Source organism: Pseudomonas panipatensis (genome assembly GCF_900099785.1).
GTDB classification, from domain to species: domain Bacteria; phylum Pseudomonadota; class Gammaproteobacteria; order Pseudomonadales; family Pseudomonadaceae; genus Pseudomonas; species Pseudomonas panipatensis.
The window spans coordinates 383,067-403,994 of sequence record NZ_FNDS01000006.1; the positions used below are offsets into that span (position 1 = coordinate 383,067).

The window sequence follows — 20,928 nt, forward strand, 5'->3', positions numbered from 1 at the left end:
CGGCCAAGGTCGAACCCTATCCAGCCTAGGTTTGCAATTCCGCCAGGTTGCGATACAGCTCCAGCGCCTGCGGGTTGGCCAGGGCGTCGGTGTTCTTCACCGGGCGTCCGTGCACCACGTTGCGCACCGCCAGTTCGACGATCTTGCCGCTGATGGTGCGCGGGATGTCGGCCACCGCGAGGATCTTCGCCGGCACATGGCGTGGCGTGGTGTTGGCGCGGATGGCGCGGCGGATGCGCTCTTGCAGCGCGTCGTCGAGTGGCACGCCGTCGCGCAGCCTGACGAACAGCACCACGCGCACGTCGCCCTGCCAGTCCTGGCCGATGGCGATGGACTCCAGCACTTCCTCGACCTTTTCCACCTGGCGGTAGATTTCCGCGGTGCCGATGCGCACGCCGCCTGGGTTGAGCACGGCGTCGGAGCGGCCATGGATGATCAGCCCGCCATGGGCGGTTTCCTCGGCGTAGTCGCCGTGCGCCCAGACGCCGGGGAAGGTGGCGAAGTAGGCGGCGTGGAACTTCTCGCCACGCGGGTCGTTCCAGAAACCCACCGGCATCGACGGGAAGTGCCGGGTGCAGACCAGTTCGCCTTTCTCGCCGTGCACCGGCTTGCCGGCGTCGTCCCAGACTTCCACCGCCATGCCCAGGCCCTTGCATTGCAGCTCGCCGCGCCACACCGGCGCCGCCGGGTTGCCGAGGGCGAAGCAGGAGACGATGTCGGTGCCGCCGGAAATGGACGACAGGCAGAGGTCGGCCTTTATCTCGCGGTAGACGTAATCGAAGCTCTCGTGGGCCAGCGGCGAGCCGGTCGAGAGAATGCTCGCCAGGCTGTCCAGGCGGTGGCTCCGCGCCGGGCGCACGCCGGCCTTTTCCAGGGCGGCGATGTACTTGGCGCTGGTGCCGAAGACCCGGATGCCCTCGGCGTCGATCAGGTCGATCAGACGCTCCGCACCGGGGTGGAAGGGGGAGCCGTCGTAGAGCACCAGAGTGGCGCCCAGCGCCAGCCCGGAAACCAGCCAGTTCCACATCATCCAGCCGCAGGTGGTGTAGTAGAACAAGCGGTCGCCGGGCTTCAGGTCGCAGTGCAGGCCGTGTTCCTTGAGGTGCTGCAGGAGCACGCCACCGGCGCCGTGGACGATGCACTTGGGCACGCCGGTGGTGCCGGAGGAATAGAGGATGTACAGCGGGTGGTCGAACGGCAGCGCGGTGAAGCTCGGCTCGCCGCCAGGCTGGTAGAAGTCGTCCCACAGGCTGATCCGCGCGGCGCTGCGGTAGTCCTCGACGCGCGCCTCGGGGCGGGCGTAGGGCACCACCAGCAAGTGCTGCAGGCTGGGCAGGCGTTCGAGGATTTCATTGAGCTTGGCGGTCAGGTCGAGGGTCTTGCCGGCATAGCGGTAGCCGGCGCAGGCGATCAGCACCTTCGGCTCGATCTGGCCGAAGCGGTCGATCACGCCCTGGGTGCCGAAGTCCGGCGAGCAGCTCGACCAGGTGGCGCCGAGGCTGGCGCTGGCGAGCATGCCGACCAGGGTCTGCCAGGTGTTCGGCATGAAGGCCGCGACGCGGTCGCCGACGCCCACGCCAATGGCCGCCAGGCTGCGTTGCAGGCCGCCGACCTGGGCCGCCAGCTCGGCGTAGCTGAAGGTTTCGCGGCTACCGTCCTCGCCGATGGCGATCACCGCCACGGCGTCGTCGCGGCGGCGCAGCAGGTGTTCGGCGACATTCAGGCTGGCGCCGGGGAACCAGCGCGCGTCGGGCATACGCGGACCTTCTTCGAGCACCGCGCGCGGCGGGCTGTGGAATCGCACCTCGAAGGTGTCGACGATGGCCTGCCAGAAGGCCGCGCGCTGCTCGATGCTCCAGGCGTGCAAGGCGGAATAGTCGGCCAGGTGCAGGGCGTGGCGCTGGTTGATCTGGCGGCGGAAGGCATCCATGCGGCTGGCCGCGATGCGTTCGGGGGAGGGGCTCCAGAGTGGCTTCATCTGCGCGTCCGTCGGATGGCGTTTATTCAACAGTGTGGCACGAGATACGCCCGCGCAGGCAGCCCGCCGCGGCTTCTGCGCGCCCGCCGGGCGGGCGCGCCGCCTGGCTCACTGGGCGACCCAGCCGCCATCCATGTTCCAGGCCACGCCGCGTACCTGGGCGGCGGCCTCGCCGCAGAGGAACAGCGCCAGCTCGCCGAGCTGCTCGGGCGTGACGAAGGCCTGGGAGGGCTGCTTCTCCGCCAGCAGTTCCTGGCGCGCCGCCGCGGGCGTGGAGCCGGCGGCGATGCGCGCGTCGATCTGCTGCTGCACCAGCGGCGTGAGCACCCAGCCGGGGCAGATGGCATTGCAGGTGATCGCCGTGCTGGCGGTTTCCAGGGCCACGCTCTTGGTCAGGCCGACCAGGCCGTGCTTGGCGGCGACGTAGGCGCTCTTGCCGGCGGAACCGACCAGGCCGTGGGCCGAGGCGATGTTGATGATGCGTCCCCAGCCGCGCTGGCGCATGCCGGGCAACACCAGGCGGGTGGTGTGGAACGCCGAGGACAGGTTGATGGCGATGATCGCGTCCCAGCGCTCGACGGGAAATTCCTCGACCGGCGCGACGTACTGGATGCCGGCGTTGTTGACCAGGATGTCGATCGGGCCGAAGCGCTGTTCGGCGAAGGCCACCAGCTCGGCGATCTCCTGCGGACGCGACATGTCCGCCGGGTGGTGGGCGACCTGCACGCCGCAGGCGGCGATCTCGGCGATGGCCGCGGCGGCATCGCCGAAGCCATTGAGCAGCAGGTTGGCGCCGGCCTCGGCCAGCTTGCGCGCGATGCCGAGGCCGATGCCGCTGGTGGAACCGGTGACCAGAGCGGTCTTGCCGTTGAGGCTCATGTTTCTCTCCTCGGCGGCCGCGCATGGCTGGTCGCCGTGTCGGGGGATCAGACGATCCCGGTTGTGTAAAACAGCGTGATGACCACGAAGACCGCCAGGGTCTTGATCAGGGTAATCGCGAAAATGTCCTTGTAGGCCTCGCGGTGGGTCAGGCCGGTGACTGCCAGCAGGGTGATCACCGCGCCGTTGTGCGGCAGCGTGTCCATGCCGCCGCTGGCCATGGCCGCCACCCGGTGCAGCACTTCCAGGGGGATGCCGGCGGCGTTGGCGGCGCCGATGACCGCGCCGCTGTCGTCGCGGATCGGCATGCGCATGACCACCAGCGGGTCCCTGGCCAGGTCGAGGATGTCCAGCAGCATCGGCCGGCCGCTGCGCACCACCTCGCGCATCAGGCTGCCGGGGATGACGCTCTCCACCGGGCGGCCGACCGTCTGTTCGGGATCGGCCAGGCCGAAGCGCTGGGCGTAGCGCTGGTTGATCCAGACGATGCGCGCCTCGCGGTCGACGATCAGCGTGCCCTCGCTGAACTGCTCGATGATTTCGAACAGCGAGCGGATCGCCAGTTGGCGGACGCTCTGGTAGTCGGTGAGGGAATGGCTGTCGTTCATGGGCGGCCCGGCGACGAAGGTAAGACGTGGGCGCACTCTACCGGGACGCGCCTGGCGGGTCAGCAGGGGCAGGCGCCGCCCATGAAAAAGCCCCGCACGGGGCGGGGCTTTTTCATGGCGCGCGGGACTCAGTTGCCGAGGGCAGCCTGGGCGGCCAGGGTCTCGGTGTGGTCGCCGTGGTTCCGGCTGAGCTGCGGGGCCAGCGAGCCGATGATCATGCCGAAGGCGCTGCAGATCAGGCCGACCAGTTGCGGCGGCCAGAAGTCGCCTTCCTGGTGGCCGAGTTCCAGCGATACCCAGCCGATCAGGCCGAAGGCGATGGCGGTGAGGGCGCCCTGGGTGGTGGCGCGCTTCCAGAACAGGCCGAAGAACAGCGGCACCACGGCGGCGACCAGGGTCACCTTGTAGGCGTTGCCGACCATCTCGTAGATGCTGGCGTTGGAGTACAGGGCGAACACGCAGGTGGCGACGGTCATGCCCAGCACGCTGCCGCGCATGGCCCGCAGCGCCTGGCGGTCGCTCATCCTCGGCAGCATCGGCTTGAGGATGTTCTCGGTCAGGGTCACCGACGGGGCCAGCAGGGCGCCGGACGCCGAGGACATGATCGCCGAGAGCAGGGCGCCGAAGAACATGATCTGGGCGAACAGCGGGGTGCGCTCCATGATCAGGTGCGGGAGGATCTGCTGCGAGTCTTCGGCCAGCCAGTGCTTGACCATCTCCGGGTCGATCATCGACGCGGCGTAGGTCAGGAAGATCGGCAGCATGCAGAACACCAGGTAGCAGGTGGCGCCGGTCATGGTGGCGCGCGAGGCGATCTTCTCGGTCTTCGCCGACATCACCCGGGCATACACGTCCTGCTGCGGGATGGAGCCGAACATCATGGTCACCGCGGCGCCGAGGAACGCGACTATGTCTTTCGCCGAGGTGCCGTTGAGGAAGTGGAACTTGCCTTCGGCGGCGGCGTGGCTGATCACCGCCTGCGGGCCGCCGGCCATGTCGCCGATGAGCCAGACCAGGTAGAACAGGCCGCAGACGATGATGATCATCTGCAGGAAGTCGGTCAGCGCCACCGACCACATGCCACCGAACAGGGTGTGCAGGAGGACGATCACGGTGCCGATCAGCATGCCCTGGGTGGTGGTCAGGGCGCCGTCCGACAGCACGCTGAAGCACACGCCGAGCGCGGTGAGTTGCGCGGCGACCCAGCCCATGTAGGAGATGATGATCACCAGGCTGGTGAAGATTTCCACGTGCTGGCCGAAGCGCTTGCGGAAGAAGTCACCGATGGTCATCAGGTTCAGGCGGTACAGCGGGCGGGCGAACACCAGGCCGACCAGCATCAGGCAGCCGAAGGAACCGAAGGGGTCTTCGATGATGCCGGCGAAGCCTTCCTGGAGGAAGGTGGCGGGAATGCCCAGCACGGCTTCGGAGCCGAACCAGGTGGCGAACACCATGGTCACGACCAGGGGGAAGGACATGCTGCGGCCGGCGGCCGCGTAGTCCGAAGCGTTGTGCACGCGGGTGGCTGCGTAGAAGCCGACAATGACGGTGATCAACAGGTAGATCGCGACAAACCAGATCAGCATTTGCTCGTACTTTCCATTGGCTGGCCAGGTGCGCAGAGGAGGGGCAGGGCGGCGCAACTGGCACGTTTTTGTTTTTAGGCATCGCGGCGACCTGGCGGCAGGGGCCAGGAGTCCGGGTGGCAGGGGCCTGCCCTCCGGGACGCAACGGTCGAGCAGTCTGCCAAAGACGTAAAATATGTCAAACGATTACAGTGCTTATGAATGAAAAAAATGACAGACGAGCATGCTTGAATTCATTAAGTTGTTGATTTATCGCGCATGAAGAGACTCGCCAGTCAGATATTTTTGACACTGCCTGTTCGATATGAAGAACGCTTGCTGAGTCGGTTCAGCTTCCGTGCCGCCTGGGCTGGCGGCCCGTCGCCGCACCGGGGAACCGGGCGGGTATGGAAATCCGTCGGTGCCGATTAAACTCGGGTTTTTTCGTTCAAGGACGTCCCCATGAGCCATTACCAGCCCGGCATTCTCGCCACCCCGGTTCCCCCGCAGGCCCGTCACCTGTTCTTTGACCTGCACGCCGTCGAACACCTGCCGGCGGCTCTCGACCGCCTGCAGCGCCTGGTCGATGGCGCTGCCGCGGTGGTCGGCTGCGGCGAGTCCCTGGTGCGAGCGCTGGGCCGCCGCATCGAGGGCTTGCGCGAGTTCCCGGCGCTTTCCGGCGTTGGCGTGGACAACCCCTCGACCCCGCATGCCTTGTGGGTCTGGCTGCATGGCGAGGACCGCGGCGAGCTGCTCCTGCGCACCCACGAGCTGCAGCGCGAGTTGGCCCCCGCACTGCATCTGGTGGCGCTGACCGAAGCCTTCCGCCACGGCAGCGGCCACGACCTGACCGGCTACGAAGATGGCACCGAGAACCCGCATGACGCCGCCGCCCTGGCCGCCGCCATCGTCAGCGGCAGCGGTTCGGGCCTGGACGGTGGCAGCTTCGCCGCGATCCAGCAGTGGCGCCACGAGCTGCAAGCCTTCGCCGCGCTGCCGCAGGGCGAGCAGGACGACATCATCGGCCGGCGCAAGAGCGACAACGAGGAGCTGGAGGACGCCCCGGAATCCGCCCACGTCAAACGCACCGCCCAGGAAAGCTTCAGCCCCGAAGCCTTCGTCGTGCGTCGCTCGATGCCCTGGACCAGCGGCGCCGACGCCGGCCTGATGTTCCTCGCCTTCGGCCACAGCCTGGATGCCTTCGAGGCGCAACTGCGGCGCATGAGCGGGCTGGAAGATGGCATCGTCGACGCGCTTTATCGCTTCAGCCGGCCGCTCAGCGGCGGCTACTACTGGTGCCCGCCGTGCAAGGCGGGCGTGCTCGACTTGAGCGCGCTGCTGAGTGACTGAGTCGCGCGGCGTGGTCCGTCAGGTAACCCTGTAGGAATCGCTTGACGCTGCGCCCTGGCATCGCCTAAGTTCCCAAGCCATGACCCGCACGAACCTGAACCTCGGCCGCATCATTATTACCGCCATTACGTCATTGGCGGGTTAGCCGACGTCCACCGAACCCGCCCTCGAGGCGGGTTCTTCCTAACTGTCTCCAGGGCACCGAAAACCGCCCAGCAGGAGACAGGCTATGAGCCCCTACAGCGTCACCCAGGCCATCGAACTGGCCGACCGACTGATCAACGCCCGGCAGTTCGACCTACTCATGGATTTCTATACCGAGGACGCCACCCTGGTGGTGCGCCCCGGGCTCAATGCCTGTGGCCGCGAGCAGATCCGTCGCGCCTTCGACGCCATCGACGCGCATTTCAATAGCGGCCTCAAGGTGCGCCAGGCGGCCATGCAGGTGCTCGAATCCGGTGACATCGCGCTGGTTCTGGCGCGCACCCTGATTGCCGGGGAGACCGCCGACGGCCCGCAGGTACTGGCGCGCAAGGCCACCTATGTGTTCCGCCGCGAGGCCGACGGCCAGTGGCGCTGCGCGGTGGACAACGCCTATGGCAGCGAGCTCCTCGACAGCCTGCCGCCGGCCGGCCAAACCCGGGAGGCGCAAGCATGAGCCAGGACGCACTGCTCAAGCGCTACGTGCGCAAGATCCTCGCCGCGCCGGTGTATGACGTCGCCATCGAGACCCCGCTGCAGCCGGCCCGCCAGCTCTCCGAGCGCCTCGGTAACCGTGTGCTGCTCAAGCGCGAAGACCTGCAGCCGGTGTTCTCCTTCAAGATCCGCGGCGCCTACAACAAGCTCGCCCAGCTCTCCGCCGAGGAGCGCGCGCGCGGGGTGATCGCCGCCTCCGCCGGCAACCATGCCCAAGGCCTGGCGCTGGCCGCCAAGGAGCTGGGGGTGAGCGCGACCATCGTCATGCCGCGCACCACCCCGGAACTGAAGGTGCAGGGCGTGTTGTCCCGTGGTGGCAAGGCGCTGCTGCACGGTGATGCCTTTCCCGAGGCGCTGGCCCATGCCCTGCGCCTGGTCGAGGAACACGGCTATACCTTCGTGCCGCCCTACGACGACCCGGACGTGATCGCTGGCCAGGGCACCGTGGCCATGGAAATCCTCCGCCAGCATCCCGGTCGTCTCGACGCGATCTTCGTCCCGGTCGGTGGCGGCGGGCTGATCGCCGGTATCGCCGCCTACGTGAAATACCTGCGCCCGGAGACCAAGGTCATCGGCGTCGAGCCGGACGACTCCAATTGCCTGCAGGCCGCCCTGGCCGCCGGCGAGCGCGTGGTGCTGAACCAGGTCGGGCTGTTCGCCGACGGCGTGGCGGTGGCACAGATCGGCCAGCACACCTTCGATATCGCCCGCCAGTATGTGGATGAGGTGATCACCGTCAGCACCGACGAAATCTGCGCGGCGATCAAGGATATCTACGACGATACCCGCTCAATCACCGAGCCGGCCGGCGCCCTGGCCGTGGCCGGGATCAAGAAGTACGTCGAGCGCGAGCAGGCCAGCGGGCAGACCCTGGTGGCCATCGACTCCGGCGCCAACATCAACTTCGACCGCCTGCGCCACGTCGCCGAGCGCGCCGAACTGGGCGAGAAGCGCGAAGCCATCCTGGCGGTGACCATTCCCGAGCGGCCGGGCAGCTTCCAGGCGTTCTGCGAGGCCATCGGCAAGCGCCAGATCACCGAGTTCAACTACCGCTACAAGCACGACGAGGAGGCGCAGATCTTCGTCGGCATCCAGACCCACCCGCAGCACGATCCGCGCGCGGCCTTGCTCGGGCATCTGCGCGGCCAGGGCTTCCCGGTGCTCGATCTGACCGACAACGAAGTGGCCAAGCTGCACATCCGCCACATGGTCGGCGGCCGCGCGCCGCAGGTCGGCGCCGAGCGGCTGTTGCGCTTCGAGTTCCCGGAACGCCCCGGCGCGTTGTTCGACTTCCTCGGCAAACTCGGCGGGCGCTGGAACATCAGCCTGTTCCACTACCGCAACCACGGCGCCGCCGATGGCCGCGTGCTGGCCGGTCTGCAAGTGCCGGACGGCGAGCTTGGCGAGCTGCACGCGGCCTTGGCGGCGATCGGCTATCCGTACTGGGACGAGAGCGAGAATCCGGCCTATCGGCTGTTCATCGGCTAGGCCTGTGGCGCGATGAGCTGGAGAATGTCGCGCAGGCGGTCGAGCGCCGGATCGATGTCCAGGGTCTCGATGGCGCCGCTGCCGCAGTGAGCGCGGCACAGGCAAAAAAAGAGGCGGCAGCCGGGCAGGGCTGCCGCCTCTCTTCCATGCAGCCCGCGGGCCGCCGTGCCGCGTCCGCGGCTCAGATCATGAAGCGCAGGATGTCCGCGCGATTGATCTCGGTACGGCCTTCCTCGTACCAGCGCGGGATGGCCTCCTTGAGGCTTTCCTTGGCGTCTTCCAGCTTGAAGGGCACGGAGTAGCGCTTCTTGCGATAGGAATAGATGTAGTAGGTGCCGTCGCGGTAGAGGATACGGTCGAAGGTGTAGAAGGCGATGTTGGTGCCATTGCAGCGCGCGGTCAGCACCACGTCGCCTTCTTCGTAGGGCAGCGCGCCCTCGGCGCATTCGTAGGTGAAGAACTCGCGGACGTCGTCCCAGGCCACGCCATTGCTGCTGTCGCGCAGGTGGCGCTCGGCGATGCTTTCGGAGTCTTCGGAATGGTCGCTGTACCAGGTGAACAGCGGGATGCTCTGGTTCGACTCCTCGCCCAGCCAGCTTTCGCCGTCCAGGTATTGCGCGGTGCGCGCCAGGCCGGCCTGCATGCGCCGGTGGCTGTAGCGGTACTCTTCGAGGGCTTCGTCGAAGGCCTCGCTCTGGCTGCTGGAGAGCACGCCCTCGCTGGCCTTCAGTGCCGCGATGCGCGCCTGGTAGCCGGCGTAGAGCACGGCGTCCTGGAGGACCACGGCGTTGTCGCGGGACAGGCTGACACCGATCTCGGTGAAGTTGGCGCTGCCGAGGATGACCAGGTCCGGCTCGATCAGGTAGAGCTTCCAGTGGATGCTCTTCTGGTTGCGGAAATCCACGGCGAAGCTGAGGTCGTCGCCGGCCTCGCTGGTGCAGTGTTCGATGAAGTCGGGGGAGGTGAAGGAGTTGATGGTGCCGACGACGATGTCCAGGCGGTTGCCCTGCGCGCGCAGCCGATCGACGAGCGCTTCGGTGCCAGCGGCGAAGGCGGAGACGACCGTGATGTTCTTGTCGCGTTGCTGGCCGAGGAAGCCCGCGAGGTCGTTTTGATTATCGAGGATCTGCATAGGTTCTCCAGCAGCAGTGACTCTGCAATGCCGCCTATTCTGGCACGGCGGCCCGCGCGGATACAGGCGTAGCGCTAAAAGCCTTGCCGCCGCGCGAGGCGCCGGGCGGCAGCCGCTCAGCCGTGGCCGGCGCGGACCCCTGCGCCGCTCGGCGCGCCGAGTCGCCGCTGGCAGCTCAGCGCCGCCAGCAGCAGCGCCGCGCCGGCGACGAGCAGGGCCGGGGCGAAGCCGGCGCTGCGTTGCAGCAACAGGCCGCAGAGCAGCGGGCCGGCGATCTGGCCGATGCCATAGGCCGCGGTCATGGCCGCCAGCATGTTGAAGCGCACCTGGGCCGCCACCTGGCGCGCCGCCGGCATGGCGATGGTCACGCTGCCCATGAAGGTGCCGCCGACCAGTACGGCGCTGCCGAGGCCGGCCAGGGGGCCGCTGGCCAGCGCCGGCAGGACCACGCCGAGGGCTTGCAGCGCCAGGTTCGCCGCCAGCGCGCGGCGCGTGCCCAGGCGCCGTTGCAGGCGCTGCCAGAGGAAGCACGAGGGCGCCGCGCCGAGGCCGAACAGCGCCCATGCCTGCAGCGGGTCGAGCGTGCCGAGGGCGTCGCGCAGCAGCAGCGGCAGGTAGGTGGCGGTGACGATGTAGCCGAAGCCGGCGAGGGCGTAGATCAGCAGCAGGCGGCTCGGCCCCAGCGCGCTCGGGGCCGGCGCCGAGGCGCTGCTGTGGCGGTCCGCGCTCGCCTGCGCCGGCGCGGCCTTCAGCGCCGGCCAGGCCAGGGCCGTGAGCAGGGCGCCGACGCCGGCCAGCAGCAGCCAGTTGGCGGCGCTGCCGAGCGCGGCCCGTTGCCCGGCGGCGATCAGTTCGGCGGACAGCAGGATGCCGGCGCCGACCCCGGAAAACAGCAAGGATGCGCCTTGGGGCTGCGCCTGTGCCTGTAACAACCAGAGCGAGGCGCCGACCATCGCCAGCGCGCTGCACAGCCCGGCGCCGAAGCGCACCGCGATGGCCAGCCAGGCCGGCGCCGGCAGCGCCATGGCGGCCAGGCCGAGTAGCGTGCCGAGCAGCGCCAGGCGGCACAGGTGCGCGGCCTGGTGCGCTTGGGCGCGGGCGAGGAGCAGGGCGCCGAGCAGGTAGCCGGCGTAGTTGGCCGAGGCGGCGAGCGCGCCGCTGCTCAGGTCGAGCAGGCCGTCGCCGAGCATCTGCGGATAGAGCCCGGTGAAGGCGAAGCGGCCGAAGCCCATGCCGAGCGCCAGCACCAGCGCGGCGCAGAGTCCCGCGCGGAGCGCCGTCGCGGTACTCACGCCGACGCCCCGAGGGCCTCGCGGAAGCGCGCGAAGGCGGCAGTGGCATAGCCTTCGCGCCAGACCAGCAGGGTGTCCACGCTGAGCAGCGGCAGCAGGCGCACGGCGGGAGCATCGCGCTGCAGGTCGAGCAGCGAACGCGGCAGCAGGCCGACGCAGGCGCCGGCGCTGACGCAGGCGAGGATGGCGTGGTAGGAGCCGACTTCCTGCACCTGCACCGGTGGCCCGGCGCTGTTCAGCCAGTCCTCGGCCAGTTGCCGGTAGGTGCAGCCACGGGCGAAGCCAGCCAGGGTGCGCACCTGTACGTCGTCCGCCGTGCTTACCGCCGGGTGGTCCTCGGGCAGCGCCAGCAGCAGTTCCTCACGGAACACTGGCAGGCCTTGCAGGCCGCGCTCCAGCGCCATGTCGACGGCGGGTTCGACGCGCAGCGCTTCGGGGTGGGCGATCAGCGCGCAGTCCAGGCGGCGCGACAGCACGCCATCGAGCAACGCCTGGCTGGTGCCGGTGGTGACTTCAAGGCGCACTTGCGGGCAGGCCCGGTGGAAGGCCGCCAGCGGTGCCGGCAAGCGGCTGGCGGCGGTGCTTTCCATGCTACCCAGGCGCAGGCTGCCGCTGGCCGTCTGCGGGTGCAGTGCTTGCCGCGCCTCGGCGGCCAGGGCCAACAACTGGCTGGCATAGGCGAGGAACTCGCGGCCCGGGTCGGTCAGCGTCATGCGCTTGCCGTCGCGCAGAAACAGCGCCACGCCAAGGTCGTCTTCCAGTTGCTTGATGCGCGTGGTGACGTTCGACTGCACCCGGTGCAGGCGTGCGGCGGCGCGGGTGACGCTCTGTTCCTCGGCGACGCAGCGGAAGATTTCCAGGCTGGAAAGGTCCATTTGTATCTCTGGTGGAGAATGACTTGCAGAAAATATTCTCTTTGTGAGATTTTTCGTCAACCTTTCCACGGCGAGATCGCGAACATGTCTTTCATCGAACGGCTCGGTATCCAGCATCCGATCATCCAGGCGCCGATGGTCGGCGTCTCCACGCCGGCGCTCGCCGCCGCCGTGTCCAATGCCGGCGCCCTCGGCTCCCTGGGGCTGGGCGCCTGCGATCCGGCGCAGGCCGAGGCGCTGATCGAACAGACCCGCGCGCTGACCGCGCGGCCGTTCAACCTCAACCTGTTCTGCCACCGCCCGGCGCCCGGCGACCCGCTCCGCGAGGCGCGCTGGCTGGAGTATCTGCGGCCGCTGTTCGCCGAACTCGGCGCCGAGCCGCCGCAAGCCCTGCGCGAGATCTACCGCAGCTTCCTCGCTGATCCGCAGATGCTCGAACTGCTGCTGGACGCGCGCCCGGCGGTGGTCAGCTTCCACTTCGGCCTGCCCGAGCAGGACTGGATCGACCGCCTCAAGGCCGCCGGCATCACCCTCTTGGCCTGCGCCACCCAGCTCGACGAGGCCCGCCGGATCGAGGCCGCCGGGATCGACGCGGTGGTCGCCCAGGGTTATGAGGCGGGCGGCCATCGCGGCCTGTTCGAGCCCAGCCACGACGCCTGCATCGGCACCCTGGCGTTGGTGCGCAATCTGCGCAAGGCGTTGCGCCTGCCGGTGATCGCCGCCGGCGGCATCATGGACGGCGCGGGCATTCGCGCGGCGCTGGCGCTGGGCGCCGAGGCGGTGCAGATGGGCACCGCTTTCATCGCTTGCCCGGAGTCGTCGGCGAATGCCGCCTACCGCGCGGCGCTGCGCACGCCGCGGGCCTGGCGGACCGAGGTCAGCGCGGCCATCTCGGGACGCCCGGCGCGTGGCTTGCCGAACCGCCTGTTCAGCGACATCGGCGGCGCCGGCGCGCCGGCCCTGCCGGATTACCCGCAGACCTACGACGCCAGCAAAGCCCTGCTGGCTGCCGCGCAAGCCCGTGGCAACGAGGATTTCGCCGTGCAATGGGCCGGGCAGGGCGCGCCGCAGGCCCGTGAATTGCCGGCGGCGCAACTGGTGGCGGCATTGGCCGAGGAGATGCGCGCCGGCTAGGCAGCGGGCCGGGTCGCGGCATTCGGCCGGCGAATGGTCGTCCCGGCGCCGCACGGCCTCTGCTAGCTTCTGGCGTCGCCTACAACCAGGGAAGTCGGCCCATGCTCACCATCGAACAGCGCCTGTTGGCGGTCAACGGCATCCGTCTCAACGTCTGGCTGGCCGGCCCCGAGGAGGGGCGGCCGCTGTGGCTGCTGCATGGTTTCCCGGAGTGCTGGCACTCCTGGCGCGGGCAGATTCCGGCGCTGGTCGCCGCGGGCTACCGGGTGTGCGTCCCGGAGATGCGCGGCTATGGCGCCAGCGACGCGCCGGTGGCGGTGGAGGCCTACGACTTGCCGAGCCTGTGCGGCGATATCCGCGCCGCCATGGATGCCCTGGGGCAGGCGCGCGCCGCGGTGATCGGGCACGACTGGGGCGCGTTCGTCGCCTGGCACCTGGCGCTGTGGGAGCCACAGCGGGTCGAGGCGCTGGTGACGCTCTCGGTGCCCTTCGCCGGGCGGCCGCGGCGGCCGGCCACCGAGATCATGCGCGAGCTGCATGGCGGGCGCTTCAACTACATCCTCTACTTCCAGCAGCCCGGCGTCGCCGAGGCCGAGCTGGACGCCGACCTGTCGCGCAGCCTGCGGCTGTTCTTCCGTGATCCCGGCGACAGCGATCCGTTCCTCCAGGACAAGCCGGCGGATGCACGCCTGTTCGACGACCTGCCGAGCCCCGCGCGCTTGCCGGCCTGGTGCAGCGAGGCGGACTTCGCCATCTACCTGCGCACGTTCGCCGGGCGCGGCTTCCGAGGCGCGCTGAACTGGTACCGCAACTTCGAGCGCAACTGGCAGCGCAGCGAGTCGCTGGCCGGGCTCAAGGTGCAACAGCCAACCCTGTTCGCGATCGGCGACCGTGACCCGGTGGGGCGGCTGGAAGCCTATACCCTCTCGCGCATGGCGGACTGGGTGCCGCGCCTGGAACAGCACCGGCTGGCCGCTTGCGGGCACTGGATCCAGAACGAAAAAACCGCCGAGGTGAATGCCTTGCTGGTGGATTTCCTCGCCCGCCATTACCCCGCCTGAAACGCCGCGCGCGCTGCTGCAATGGCGCGCGTCAGCCGCTGTCGGCGCTGCCTCCCGATTCGCCGGATACTTCAGAAAAACCTGAAGTAATTATTTGCGCGGGGCTATTTTTCCCACTCCGGCAAGCTGCGACAACTGCACCCGACGCCAGGCCACCGGCCCCGGCGTCCGCGGAACGTCGCCATTCCAGAAGCCTCGTCCGCGGTGCTTTTCCTTACTGCCCAAGCACGCCCGGCATCGCGCCAGGCGCAGAACAAGAATGACGGGCGCAGGCCCGTCCAGATTGCTGGTCTGTCAGAGGAACTCAACCGTGTCCATCCTTGCGCGTCTTTCCGCCATTCCTTCGCAGTCCGCCGCCAGATCCACGCGCGGCAGCCACACCCCCGATCGCCTTTCGTTGCACGCCTGAGCGCCGCGCCGTGCCTCCCGCCGTGCCTGTCGGTGCGGCTCATCCTGCCCGGAGTCCGTGCATGCAACTGGAAATCTTCCGCACCCTGTGGGGCTACCCCAATGGCTGGCCGCAGGCCATCGCCGAGCTGCGCGCCGCCGGCTTCGACGGCCTGGAAGCGCGTCTGCCGCTCGATCCGGCGTTGCGCGCCGACTACGCGCGGCTGCTGGCCGCGGAGCGCGTGCCCTACATCTGCACCCTGTTCACCGCCTACGACGTGTTGCCCGAGCAGTCGGCCAGCCCGCAACTGCACCTCGACGACCTGCAGCGCAAGCTCGGCTGGGCCGCCGAACTGGCGCCGCGCTTCGTCAACGTGCTTGGCGGCAACGACCGCTGGCCCCTGGCGGCGCAGGTCGAGTTCTTCGGCCGCGCCCTCGAACTGAGCCGCGAGCAAGGCCTGTTCTGCAGTTTCGAAAGCCACCGTGCGCGCTCGCTGTTCAATCCCTGGGTGACCCTGGAGCTGATCCGGCAACTGCCGGACCTGCGCTTCACCAGCGACATCAGTCACTGGGTGGTGGTCTGCGAGCGCCTGCTGAACGACCCGGCGGACGATCTGACGCCCTTCGTCGAGCGCGTGCACCACATTCAGGCACGCGTCGGCTACGACCAGGGCCCGCAGGTGCCGCACCCGGCGGCGCCGGAATACGCCGCGGCACTGGCCTTCCACCAGGCGCACTGGCGCGCGGTGTGGCGTTCGCAGCGCGCGCGCGGCTATGCGGTCAGCACCCTGACCCCGGAGTTCGGGGCGGACGGATATTTGCATCACCTGCCTTTCACCAACGCCCCCATCGCCGATCTGTGGGAGCTGAACCGCTGGATGGCCCAGGCACAGCGCCAGGATTTCCGGCGCTTCCTCGAATCCTGAAGACCCCCTCTCGGAGCAATCGACCATGCAGGAGCATGCAAGCAAGGCCTTCACCTCGATCCCCGTCGTCGATATCGCCGGGCTGTTCAGCGCGCGCCTGGAGGACCGTCAGGCGGTGGCCGCGGCGCTGGGCAAGGCGGCCGCCGAGGTGGGCTTCCTCTACATTCGCAACCACGGCATCGAGCCGGCGCTGATCGAGGGCTTGCAGCGCGCCGCGCGCGACTACTTCGCGCAGCCGCTGGAGGCCAAGATGCGCCACTACATCGGCGCCTCGGAAAGCCACAAGGGTTTCGTCCCGGAAGGCGAGGAGGTTTATGCCAAGGGCAAGCCGGACCACAAGGAAGCCTTCGACGTCGGCTTCGAAGTGCCCGCCGACGATCCTCTGGTGCTGGCCGGCACGCCGCTGCTGGGGCCGAACCGCTGGCCGTCGCTGCCCGGCTTCGAGAGCAGCGTGCGCGCCTACTACCAGGCGGTGTTCGCCCTTGGCCGCCGGCTGTTCGGCGGCTTCGCCCTGGCCCTGGGCCTGGAGGAGGACTACTTCGATCCGCTGGTCAGCCGGCCGCCGTCGAAGCTGCGCCTGATCCATTACCCGTTCGATGGCGCCGCCCAGGACGCCCCCGGCATCGGCGCGCACACCGACTACGAGTGCTTCACCATCCTGCATGCCACCGAGCCGGGCCTGGAGGTGCTCAACGAGGACGGCGAGTGGATCGACGCGCCGCCGGTGCCGGGCGCCTTCGTGGTGAACATCGGCGACATGCTCGAAGTCATGACCGCCGGCGCCTTCGTCGCCACCGCGCACCGTGTGCGCACGGTGCGCGAGGAGCGCTATTCCTTTCCGCTGTTCTACGCCTGCGACTACCACACGCAGATCCGCCCGCTGCCGCAGTTCGACAACGGCAGCCGCGAGTACGAAACCATCGCGATCGGCGAACACATGTGGAGCCAGGCGCTGCAGACCTACAGCTACCTGCGGCGCAAGGTCGAGGCGGGCGAGTTGAGCCTGCCGGAGCGGGCGCGCAAGCCGTCCAGCTTCGGCCACCTGAAAAAACAGACGCAGCCGACCTGAGCCGCGCACTTCAAGACCCAGACCCTGGAGCATCGCTATGTTGAAAACCACCCGCACCCTCCTGGCCAGCGCCGTGCTCGGTGCCACCCTGTTCGGCGCCATGCAGGGCGCCAGCGCCGCCGTGACCGCCGCGCCGGGGCAGATCAAGATCGGCATGGAAATCACCTACCCGCCGTTCGAGTCCTATGACGGCGACAAGGTGGTCGGCTCCGACCCGGAACTGGCCGAAGCCCTGGCCAAGCACCTGGAGGTCAAGGCCGACTTCGTCAACACCAAGTTCTCCGGGCTGATCCTCGGCCTCAACGCCGGGCATTTCGATGCGGTGATCTCCGGCATGTACATCACTCCCGAGCGCACCGCCCAGGCCCTGGCGATTCCCTACGCACAGACCGGCGCGGCGATCATGGTCCCGGCCGACGGCACGCTGCGTCCGGAGAAACCCGAAGACCTCTGCGGGCTGAAGGTCGGCCTGGAGCAGGGCACCACCTGGGTGAGCAAGTTCGCCGAGCTGTCGAAGAGCTACTGCGAGCCGAACGGCAAGGGCGCCATCAGCGTCAGCGAATACCCCTCGGCGCCGGAAGTGACCCAGGCGCTGCTGTCGAAGAACGTCCAGGCCCAGGTGGAGATTTCCGGCGCCGCGCGGATGATCGCCGAGCGTTCCAAGGGCCGCGTGGTGGTCAGCTCCAAGGAGCTGATCTACAAGCAGACCCTGGGCATGTACGTGAAGAAGGGCAACCAGGGCCTCTACGACGCGCTGAAAGTCGCCCTGCAGAAGACCAAGGACAGCGGCGAGTTCGCCGCCATCCTCAACAAGTACGCCCTGGAAGACGCCTCGGCCGAGTGATTCCGCGTTTCGCAATATGAGAGACGGGCCTCGACGGGGGCCCGTCCACCGAGGTGCCCATGCAGTTCGACTGGTCGTATTTCTTCTCGCTGTTCTCCCTGCCGGCCTTCTGGAAGGCCTGCGTCACCGTGATCGAGCTGAGCGCCCTGGCCTGGCTGATCGGCATGTTCCTGGGCTTCCTCCTGGCCTCGGCCAAGCTCTCCGAGCAGCCCTTGCTGCGCGTGCCGGCCGGGCTCTACATCTGGTTCTTCCGCAGCGTGCCGCTGCTGGTGCTGGTGGTCTTCGTCTACAACCTGCCGCAACTGTTCCCGGCCAGCGGCGCGCTGCTGTCCAATCCGTTCATTTCCGGGCTGCTGGCGCTGGTCTTGACCGAGGCCGCGTACATGGCGGAAATCCATCGCGGCGGGCTGATCTCGGTGGCCAAGGGGCAAAAGGAAGCCGGCCGCGCGCTGGCCATCGGCGCGTTCGGCATCCAGCGCCTGATCGTCATCCCGCAGGCCTTCCGCATTTCCCTGCCGACCCTGATCAACGAGTACGTCACCGTGGTCAAGCTGACCTCGCTGGTCTCGGTGATCTCCCTCACCGAGCTGCTGATGGTCGGCCAGCGCCTCTACGCGCAGAACTTCCTGGTCATGGAAACCCTCTCCGCGGTGGCCATCTACTACGTGCTCATCGTCACCCTGTTCGGCTGGCTGCTGCAGTACCTGGAGCACCGCCTGGACCTCAACGCGCGCAAGCCGGATACCCTGTCCGACGCCGCCTTGCAGACGCTGCGCCAGCGCCTGCCGGCGCTGCCCGTGCAGCAGCGGCAGATGGCCGGGGCGGGCGTGCCGCCGGCCCTGCACCTGCGCGACATCCGCAAGAGCTACGGCGCCCATCAGGTGCTCAAGGGCGTCTACCTGCAGGTCGGCTGTGGCGAGGTGGTGTCGATCATCGGCCCCTCGGGCTCCGGCAAGACCTCGCTGATCCGCACCATCAACGGCCTGGAGGGTATCGACGGCGGCGAGATCGTGCTCTTCGGCGAGGGCTACATCGGCGCCGGCCGTGGCGATCCCGAGCGCCTGCGCCAGGGCGTGCGGCACATCGGCATGGTGTTCCAGAGCTTCAACCTGTTCCCGCACCGCACCATTCTCGACAACGTCGCCCTGGCCCCGCGCTTCCACGGCCAGGCCGAGCGCCCGGTCTGCGAAGAGCGCGCCCTGGCGCTGCTCGACAAGGTCGGTCTGCTCGCCCATGCGCACAAATACCCGCACCAGCTCTCCGGCGGCCAGCAACAGCGCGTCGCCATCGCCCGCGCGCTGGCCATGGCGCCGGCGATCATGCTCTTCGACGAACCGACCTCGGCGCTCGACCCGGAACTGGTCGGCGACGTGCTCAATGTCATCCGCGACCTGGCCAAGGAGGGCATGACCATGGTCATCGTCACCCATGAAATGGACTTCGCCCTGTCCATTTCCGATCGCGTGGTGTTCATGGAGCACGGCCAGGTGCAGGTCGACGCCAGCCCGGCGGCGATCCGCAACGGCGAGGCCGGCGAGCGCGTGCTGCGCTTCATCGGCCTGGACGCGCCAGCCGCCGCGGCGGCGCCGGAACGCGCGCGGCAGTCGGCGCGCTGACGTTCAGCTGGCGCGCGGCAGCCGACGGCGCCGGGCTCAGCCGCAGGGGCTGCCCAGCCCGGCGGCGGACAGCGCGGCGAGGTCGCGGTAGGAGATGCGCCGATGCTGGCCGAGGCCGCTGGCCAGCACTTCTACCAGCGACTCGCCGGGCGGCAGGTAGGCGTCGCCGAAGCCGCCATCGGCCAGGCGGCTGGGGTGGGCGACTATCTCCACCGGACTGCCGGGGCGCAGGCCGTCGAGCAGGTCGCGCGGGGTGCAGACCTGCGCCACGCTGCAACCGCTCAGGCGGCTCAGACGGCGGTTGAGCAGGTACTTGAACAGGCGTTTCGCCGGGCCGATGTTGCGCCCCAGGTTGCGCGCCAGGCGCACGGGCACGCCCTGTTCGGCGGCGAAGCGGGCGACCAGCGCGGCGATCGGCCAGAGGTTGTGCACGTGCTGGTGCGAGTCGATGTGGCTGGGGCGGATGCCCTGGGCCAGGCAAGCCTGCCACTGCGCCTGCAGTTCGCCGCGCAGCGCCGCCGCGGCGCTGGCGGACAGGCGCAGGACGTGGCGCGGCAGGCCGAGGTCGAGGCGCCCGTCGGCGTCGCAGAACGCCGGCTCGCGGCGCAGCGCCGGGCTCAGCGGTTCGCCGTAGGTGAGGTTGAAGTGCAGGCCGAGGCTGTCCTGCACGCCGTGCTCATGGCCCAGGGCACAGGCTTCGGTGAAGGCCGGCATGTTCGCCATCAGGGTCGCGGAGCTGACGACGCCGGCGTCGAAGGCGGCGACGATGACCCGGTTCTCTTCGCGGGACAGGCCGAAATCGTCGGCGTTAACGATGGCCAGCAGGGGCTGCGTCATGGGCTGGGTTCCGCGCCGGCGGCGCTGGAACGGCCGCGCCGGCGTTGCAGGTAGGGTTTCAGTTGGCGCCAGGCACCATACAGCAGGCCCAGCAGCAGGCCGCTGGGGCGCCGCGAATAGAAAGTCCAGCGCTGCTGCTCGACCGCGCCGGTCTGGCGTTCGTGCAGTTGGTGGCCGGAGCCGCTCAGGCTGACCCGCGAGGCGTCGATGCATTGCCAGTCGTCGTCGAGCCCCCAGCGAATCCATTCATCGAGGAGCAGGCGGCCGGCGCCGAGGCTGGCGTATTCGGGGCGGAAGGCGAGGTTGTAGTCGTACAGCCGGCCGCGCTCGAACAGGCCGAGGCGGTAGCTGACGCAGCGGCCCTGGTGTTCGACCATGACCACCCGCAGGCAGTCCGCCGCGGCCAGCGCATGCAGGGCGTCGAACATCCAGCGTTGGCGGCGTTCGCCGGAGAAGATGCCGACGCCTTGCTCGCCCTTCCAACTCACCTGCTCGACCTCGCGCAGGGCCTCGCAGAGGGCGTCGATGCTCTGCGCGTCGGGGCGCAGGCGCAGGATGCTGGCGCCCATCTCGCTGCAACGGCGGCGCGCCTTGCGCAGTTTGTAGCGCAGGTCGCCGCTGGGTTCGGCGCGGTCCGCCGCGCTGAGCCGATGCTCGGGCGCGCGGCAGCTCAGGCGTTGTTCGGCGAACCAGCTATGGCGCTGCCAGGCGGCGAATTGCCCGGCCTGGCCGGCCAGCGGGGTGATTTCGCTGAGTTGCAGCAGGGCGTGCGGCAGGCGCCGGCGGATCAGCGCCAGCACCTCGCCCAGGCGCGGCCACTGGCTGGGCTCGATCAGCAGGGCGATACGGTCGGCCAGCGGGTAGCCGAGGTGGCGCACTACCCACAGCGGCAGCCCGGCCTGGCGTTCGCGGCAGCGGATCAGCGGCAGGCAGAGCACCAGGCGCTGCTCTTCCCAGCCGAGCAGGATGTGCAGTTGCTGGCCGGGTTCGAGGGCGCGCTCGGCGCCATCCAGCCAGCCCAGGTGATTGAACGGCGTGGCCTGTTCCAGGCGCGCGCGCAGGGCTTCGTATGCCTGCCGGGGGAAGTCGGCGGCGCTGAGGCTGTGGCTCCAGTGCAGGCGCATGTTCAGCGTCCCTGCCTGGCGTGGTCGCGGTCGGCGCGGCGGCGACGCCGGTCGATGCGCTGTGGTG

18 protein-coding genes are annotated in these 20,928 nt (G+C 68.9%); 9 read left to right on the plus strand and 9 right to left on the minus strand.

The window, feature by feature from the left end; translation table 11 throughout:
- Positions 1 to 25: 25 nt before the first annotated feature.
- From BLQ74_RS16335 to BLQ74_RS16350, 4 genes are all read right to left on the minus strand, one after another.
- Positions 26 to 1,978, minus strand: a complete 1,953-nt coding sequence (locus tag BLQ74_RS16335) for an acetoacetate--CoA ligase (RefSeq protein WP_090263973.1) — start codon at positions 1,976 to 1,978, stop codon at positions 26 to 28.
- A gap of 108 nt (positions 1,979 to 2,086) precedes the next feature.
- Positions 2,087 to 2,857: a 3-hydroxybutyrate dehydrogenase gene (locus BLQ74_RS16340; RefSeq protein WP_090263974.1), complete on the minus strand. Its 771-nt coding sequence runs from the start codon at positions 2,855 to 2,857 to the stop codon at positions 2,087 to 2,089.
- Between the two features lie 47 nt (positions 2,858 to 2,904).
- Positions 2,905 to 3,465 carry a PAS domain-containing protein gene (locus BLQ74_RS28155; RefSeq protein WP_170842814.1) on the minus strand — a complete coding sequence of 187 codons (561 nt, stop codon included), beginning with the start codon at positions 3,463 to 3,465 and terminating at the stop codon, positions 2,905 to 2,907.
- Between the two features lie 128 nt (positions 3,466 to 3,593).
- Positions 3,594 to 5,051 (minus strand): high affinity choline transporter 1, encoded by a 1,458-nt coding sequence (locus BLQ74_RS16350; protein ID WP_090263975.1) that lies wholly within the window; start codon positions 5,049 to 5,051, stop codon positions 3,594 to 3,596.
- A gap of 441 nt (positions 5,052 to 5,492) precedes the next feature.
- Between BLQ74_RS16350 and BLQ74_RS16355 the strand changes: the two genes are divergently transcribed.
- From BLQ74_RS16355 to ilvA, 3 genes are all read left to right on the plus strand, one after another.
- The gene (locus BLQ74_RS16355) at positions 5,493 to 6,380 is read left to right on the plus strand and encodes a Dyp-type peroxidase (protein WP_090263976.1); all 888 of its coding nucleotides are present in this window, start codon (positions 5,493 to 5,495) and stop codon (positions 6,378 to 6,380) included.
- Between the two features lie 229 nt (positions 6,381 to 6,609).
- Positions 6,610 to 7,038, plus strand: coding sequence for a YybH family protein (locus BLQ74_RS16360; RefSeq protein ID WP_090263977.1), 429 nt, complete (start codon positions 6,610 to 6,612; stop codon positions 7,036 to 7,038).
- Between the two features lie 11 nt (positions 7,039 to 7,049).
- Entirely contained in the window at positions 7,050 to 8,564 is a 1,515-nt protein-coding gene (gene ilvA / locus BLQ74_RS16365) for a threonine ammonia-lyase, biosynthetic (RefSeq protein ID WP_090264061.1), read from the plus strand.
- A 181-nt stretch (positions 8,565 to 8,745) separates the two neighbouring features.
- Here ilvA and BLQ74_RS16370 read toward each other — a convergent pair whose 3' ends face one another.
- From BLQ74_RS16370 to BLQ74_RS16380, 3 genes are all read right to left on the minus strand, one after another.
- Positions 8,746 to 9,696, minus strand: coding sequence for a phospholipase D family protein (locus BLQ74_RS16370; protein ID WP_090263978.1), 951 nt, complete (start codon positions 9,694 to 9,696; stop codon positions 8,746 to 8,748).
- 116 nt (positions 9,697 to 9,812) lie between these two features.
- Positions 9,813 to 10,988: a YbfB/YjiJ family MFS transporter gene (locus tag BLQ74_RS16375; RefSeq protein ID WP_244507213.1), complete on the minus strand. Its 1,176-nt coding sequence runs from the start codon at positions 10,986 to 10,988 to the stop codon at positions 9,813 to 9,815.
- The gene (locus tag BLQ74_RS16380; protein ID WP_090263979.1) at positions 10,985 to 11,863 is read right to left on the minus strand and encodes a LysR family transcriptional regulator; all 879 of its coding nucleotides are present in this window, start codon (positions 11,861 to 11,863) and stop codon (positions 10,985 to 10,987) included. Before BLQ74_RS16380 ends, BLQ74_RS16375 begins: the two co-directional genes overlap by 4 nt.
- Before the next feature lie 84 nt (positions 11,864 to 11,947).
- On the opposite strand from BLQ74_RS16380, the gene BLQ74_RS16385 reads away from it, so the two are divergent.
- The 6 genes from BLQ74_RS16385 (at position 11,948) to BLQ74_RS16410 (ending at position 18,900) form a co-directional block, all read left to right on the plus strand.
- Positions 11,948 to 12,997 carry an NAD(P)H-dependent flavin oxidoreductase gene (locus BLQ74_RS16385; protein ID WP_090263980.1) on the plus strand — a complete coding sequence of 350 codons (1,050 nt, stop codon included), beginning with the start codon at positions 11,948 to 11,950 and terminating at the stop codon, positions 12,995 to 12,997.
- A 101-nt stretch (positions 12,998 to 13,098) separates the two neighbouring features.
- On the plus strand, positions 13,099 to 14,058 hold the full coding sequence (locus tag BLQ74_RS16390; RefSeq protein ID WP_090263981.1) for an alpha/beta fold hydrolase: 960 nt from the start codon (positions 13,099 to 13,101) through the stop codon (positions 14,056 to 14,058).
- Positions 14,059 to 14,528: 470 nt separating this feature from the next.
- A complete protein-coding gene (locus BLQ74_RS16395) occupies positions 14,529 to 15,371 on the plus strand; it encodes a sugar phosphate isomerase/epimerase family protein (RefSeq protein ID WP_090263983.1) in 843 nt (280 codons plus the stop codon).
- A gap of 25 nt (positions 15,372 to 15,396) precedes the next feature.
- On the plus strand, positions 15,397 to 16,440 hold the full coding sequence (locus tag BLQ74_RS16400) for an isopenicillin N synthase family dioxygenase (RefSeq protein ID WP_090263986.1): 1,044 nt from the start codon (positions 15,397 to 15,399) through the stop codon (positions 16,438 to 16,440).
- A gap of 37 nt (positions 16,441 to 16,477) precedes the next feature.
- Positions 16,478 to 17,284, plus strand: a complete 807-nt coding sequence (locus tag BLQ74_RS16405; protein WP_090263988.1) for an ABC transporter substrate-binding protein — start codon at positions 16,478 to 16,480, stop codon at positions 17,282 to 17,284.
- 59 nt (positions 17,285 to 17,343) lie between these two features.
- Complete coding sequence (locus tag BLQ74_RS16410) at positions 17,344 to 18,900, plus strand: amino acid ABC transporter permease/ATP-binding protein (protein WP_090263990.1); 1,557 nt, start codon at positions 17,344 to 17,346, stop codon at positions 18,898 to 18,900.
- A gap of 36 nt (positions 18,901 to 18,936) precedes the next feature.
- Here the strand turns inward: BLQ74_RS16410 and BLQ74_RS16415 are convergent, their stop codons facing one another.
- Together BLQ74_RS16415 and BLQ74_RS16420 are read right to left on the minus strand one after the other, a co-directional pair.
- Entirely contained in the window at positions 18,937 to 19,737 is an 801-nt protein-coding gene (locus BLQ74_RS16415) for a carbohydrate deacetylase (protein ID WP_090263992.1), read from the minus strand.
- Positions 19,734 to 20,861, minus strand: coding sequence for a GNAT family N-acetyltransferase (locus BLQ74_RS16420; RefSeq protein WP_170842815.1), 1,128 nt, complete (start codon positions 20,859 to 20,861; stop codon positions 19,734 to 19,736). Before BLQ74_RS16420 ends, BLQ74_RS16415 begins: the two co-directional genes overlap by 4 nt.
- Positions 20,862 to 20,928 lie beyond the last annotated feature (67 nt).

Excerpts from the sequence above, each read along its gene's own strand:
- BLQ74_RS16390 (WP_090263981.1), top strand. The coding sequence starts at position 13,099 with ATGCTCACCATCGAACAGCGCCTGTTGGCGGTCAACGGCATCCGTCTC.
- BLQ74_RS16415 (WP_090263992.1), bottom strand. The coding sequence starts at position 19,737 with ATGACGCAGCCCCTGCTGGCCATCGTTAACGCCGACGATTTCGGCCTG.
- BLQ74_RS16420 (WP_170842815.1), bottom strand. The coding sequence starts at position 20,861 with ATGCGCCTGCACTGGAGCCACAGCCTCAGCGCCGCCGACTTCCCCCGG.
- BLQ74_RS16410 (WP_090263990.1), top strand. The coding sequence starts at position 17,344 with ATGCAGTTCGACTGGTCGTATTTCTTCTCGCTGTTCTCCCTGCCGGCC.
- BLQ74_RS16395 (WP_090263983.1), top strand. The coding sequence starts at position 14,529 with ATGCAACTGGAAATCTTCCGCACCCTGTGGGGCTACCCCAATGGCTGG.
- BLQ74_RS16370 (WP_090263978.1), bottom strand. The coding sequence starts at position 9,696 with ATGCAGATCCTCGATAATCAAAACGACCTCGCGGGCTTCCTCGGCCAG.
- BLQ74_RS16335 (WP_090263973.1), bottom strand. The coding sequence starts at position 1,978 with ATGAAGCCACTCTGGAGCCCCTCCCCCGAACGCATCGCGGCCAGCCGC.
- BLQ74_RS16350 (WP_090263975.1), bottom strand. The coding sequence starts at position 5,051 with ATGCTGATCTGGTTTGTCGCGATCTACCTGTTGATCACCGTCATTGTC.
- BLQ74_RS16380 (WP_090263979.1), bottom strand. The coding sequence starts at position 11,863 with ATGGACCTTTCCAGCCTGGAAATCTTCCGCTGCGTCGCCGAGGAACAG.
- BLQ74_RS16405 (WP_090263988.1), top strand. The coding sequence starts at position 16,478 with ATGTTGAAAACCACCCGCACCCTCCTGGCCAGCGCCGTGCTCGGTGCC.
- BLQ74_RS16340 (WP_090263974.1), bottom strand. The coding sequence starts at position 2,857 with ATGAGCCTCAACGGCAAGACCGCTCTGGTCACCGGTTCCACCAGCGGC.
- BLQ74_RS28155 (WP_170842814.1), bottom strand. The coding sequence starts at position 3,465 with ATGAACGACAGCCATTCCCTCACCGACTACCAGAGCGTCCGCCAACTG.
- BLQ74_RS16360 (WP_090263977.1), top strand. The coding sequence starts at position 6,610 with ATGAGCCCCTACAGCGTCACCCAGGCCATCGAACTGGCCGACCGACTG.
- BLQ74_RS16400 (WP_090263986.1), top strand. The coding sequence starts at position 15,397 with ATGCAGGAGCATGCAAGCAAGGCCTTCACCTCGATCCCCGTCGTCGAT.
- BLQ74_RS16355 (WP_090263976.1), top strand. The coding sequence starts at position 5,493 with ATGAGCCATTACCAGCCCGGCATTCTCGCCACCCCGGTTCCCCCGCAG.
- BLQ74_RS16385 (WP_090263980.1), top strand. The coding sequence starts at position 11,948 with ATGTCTTTCATCGAACGGCTCGGTATCCAGCATCCGATCATCCAGGCG.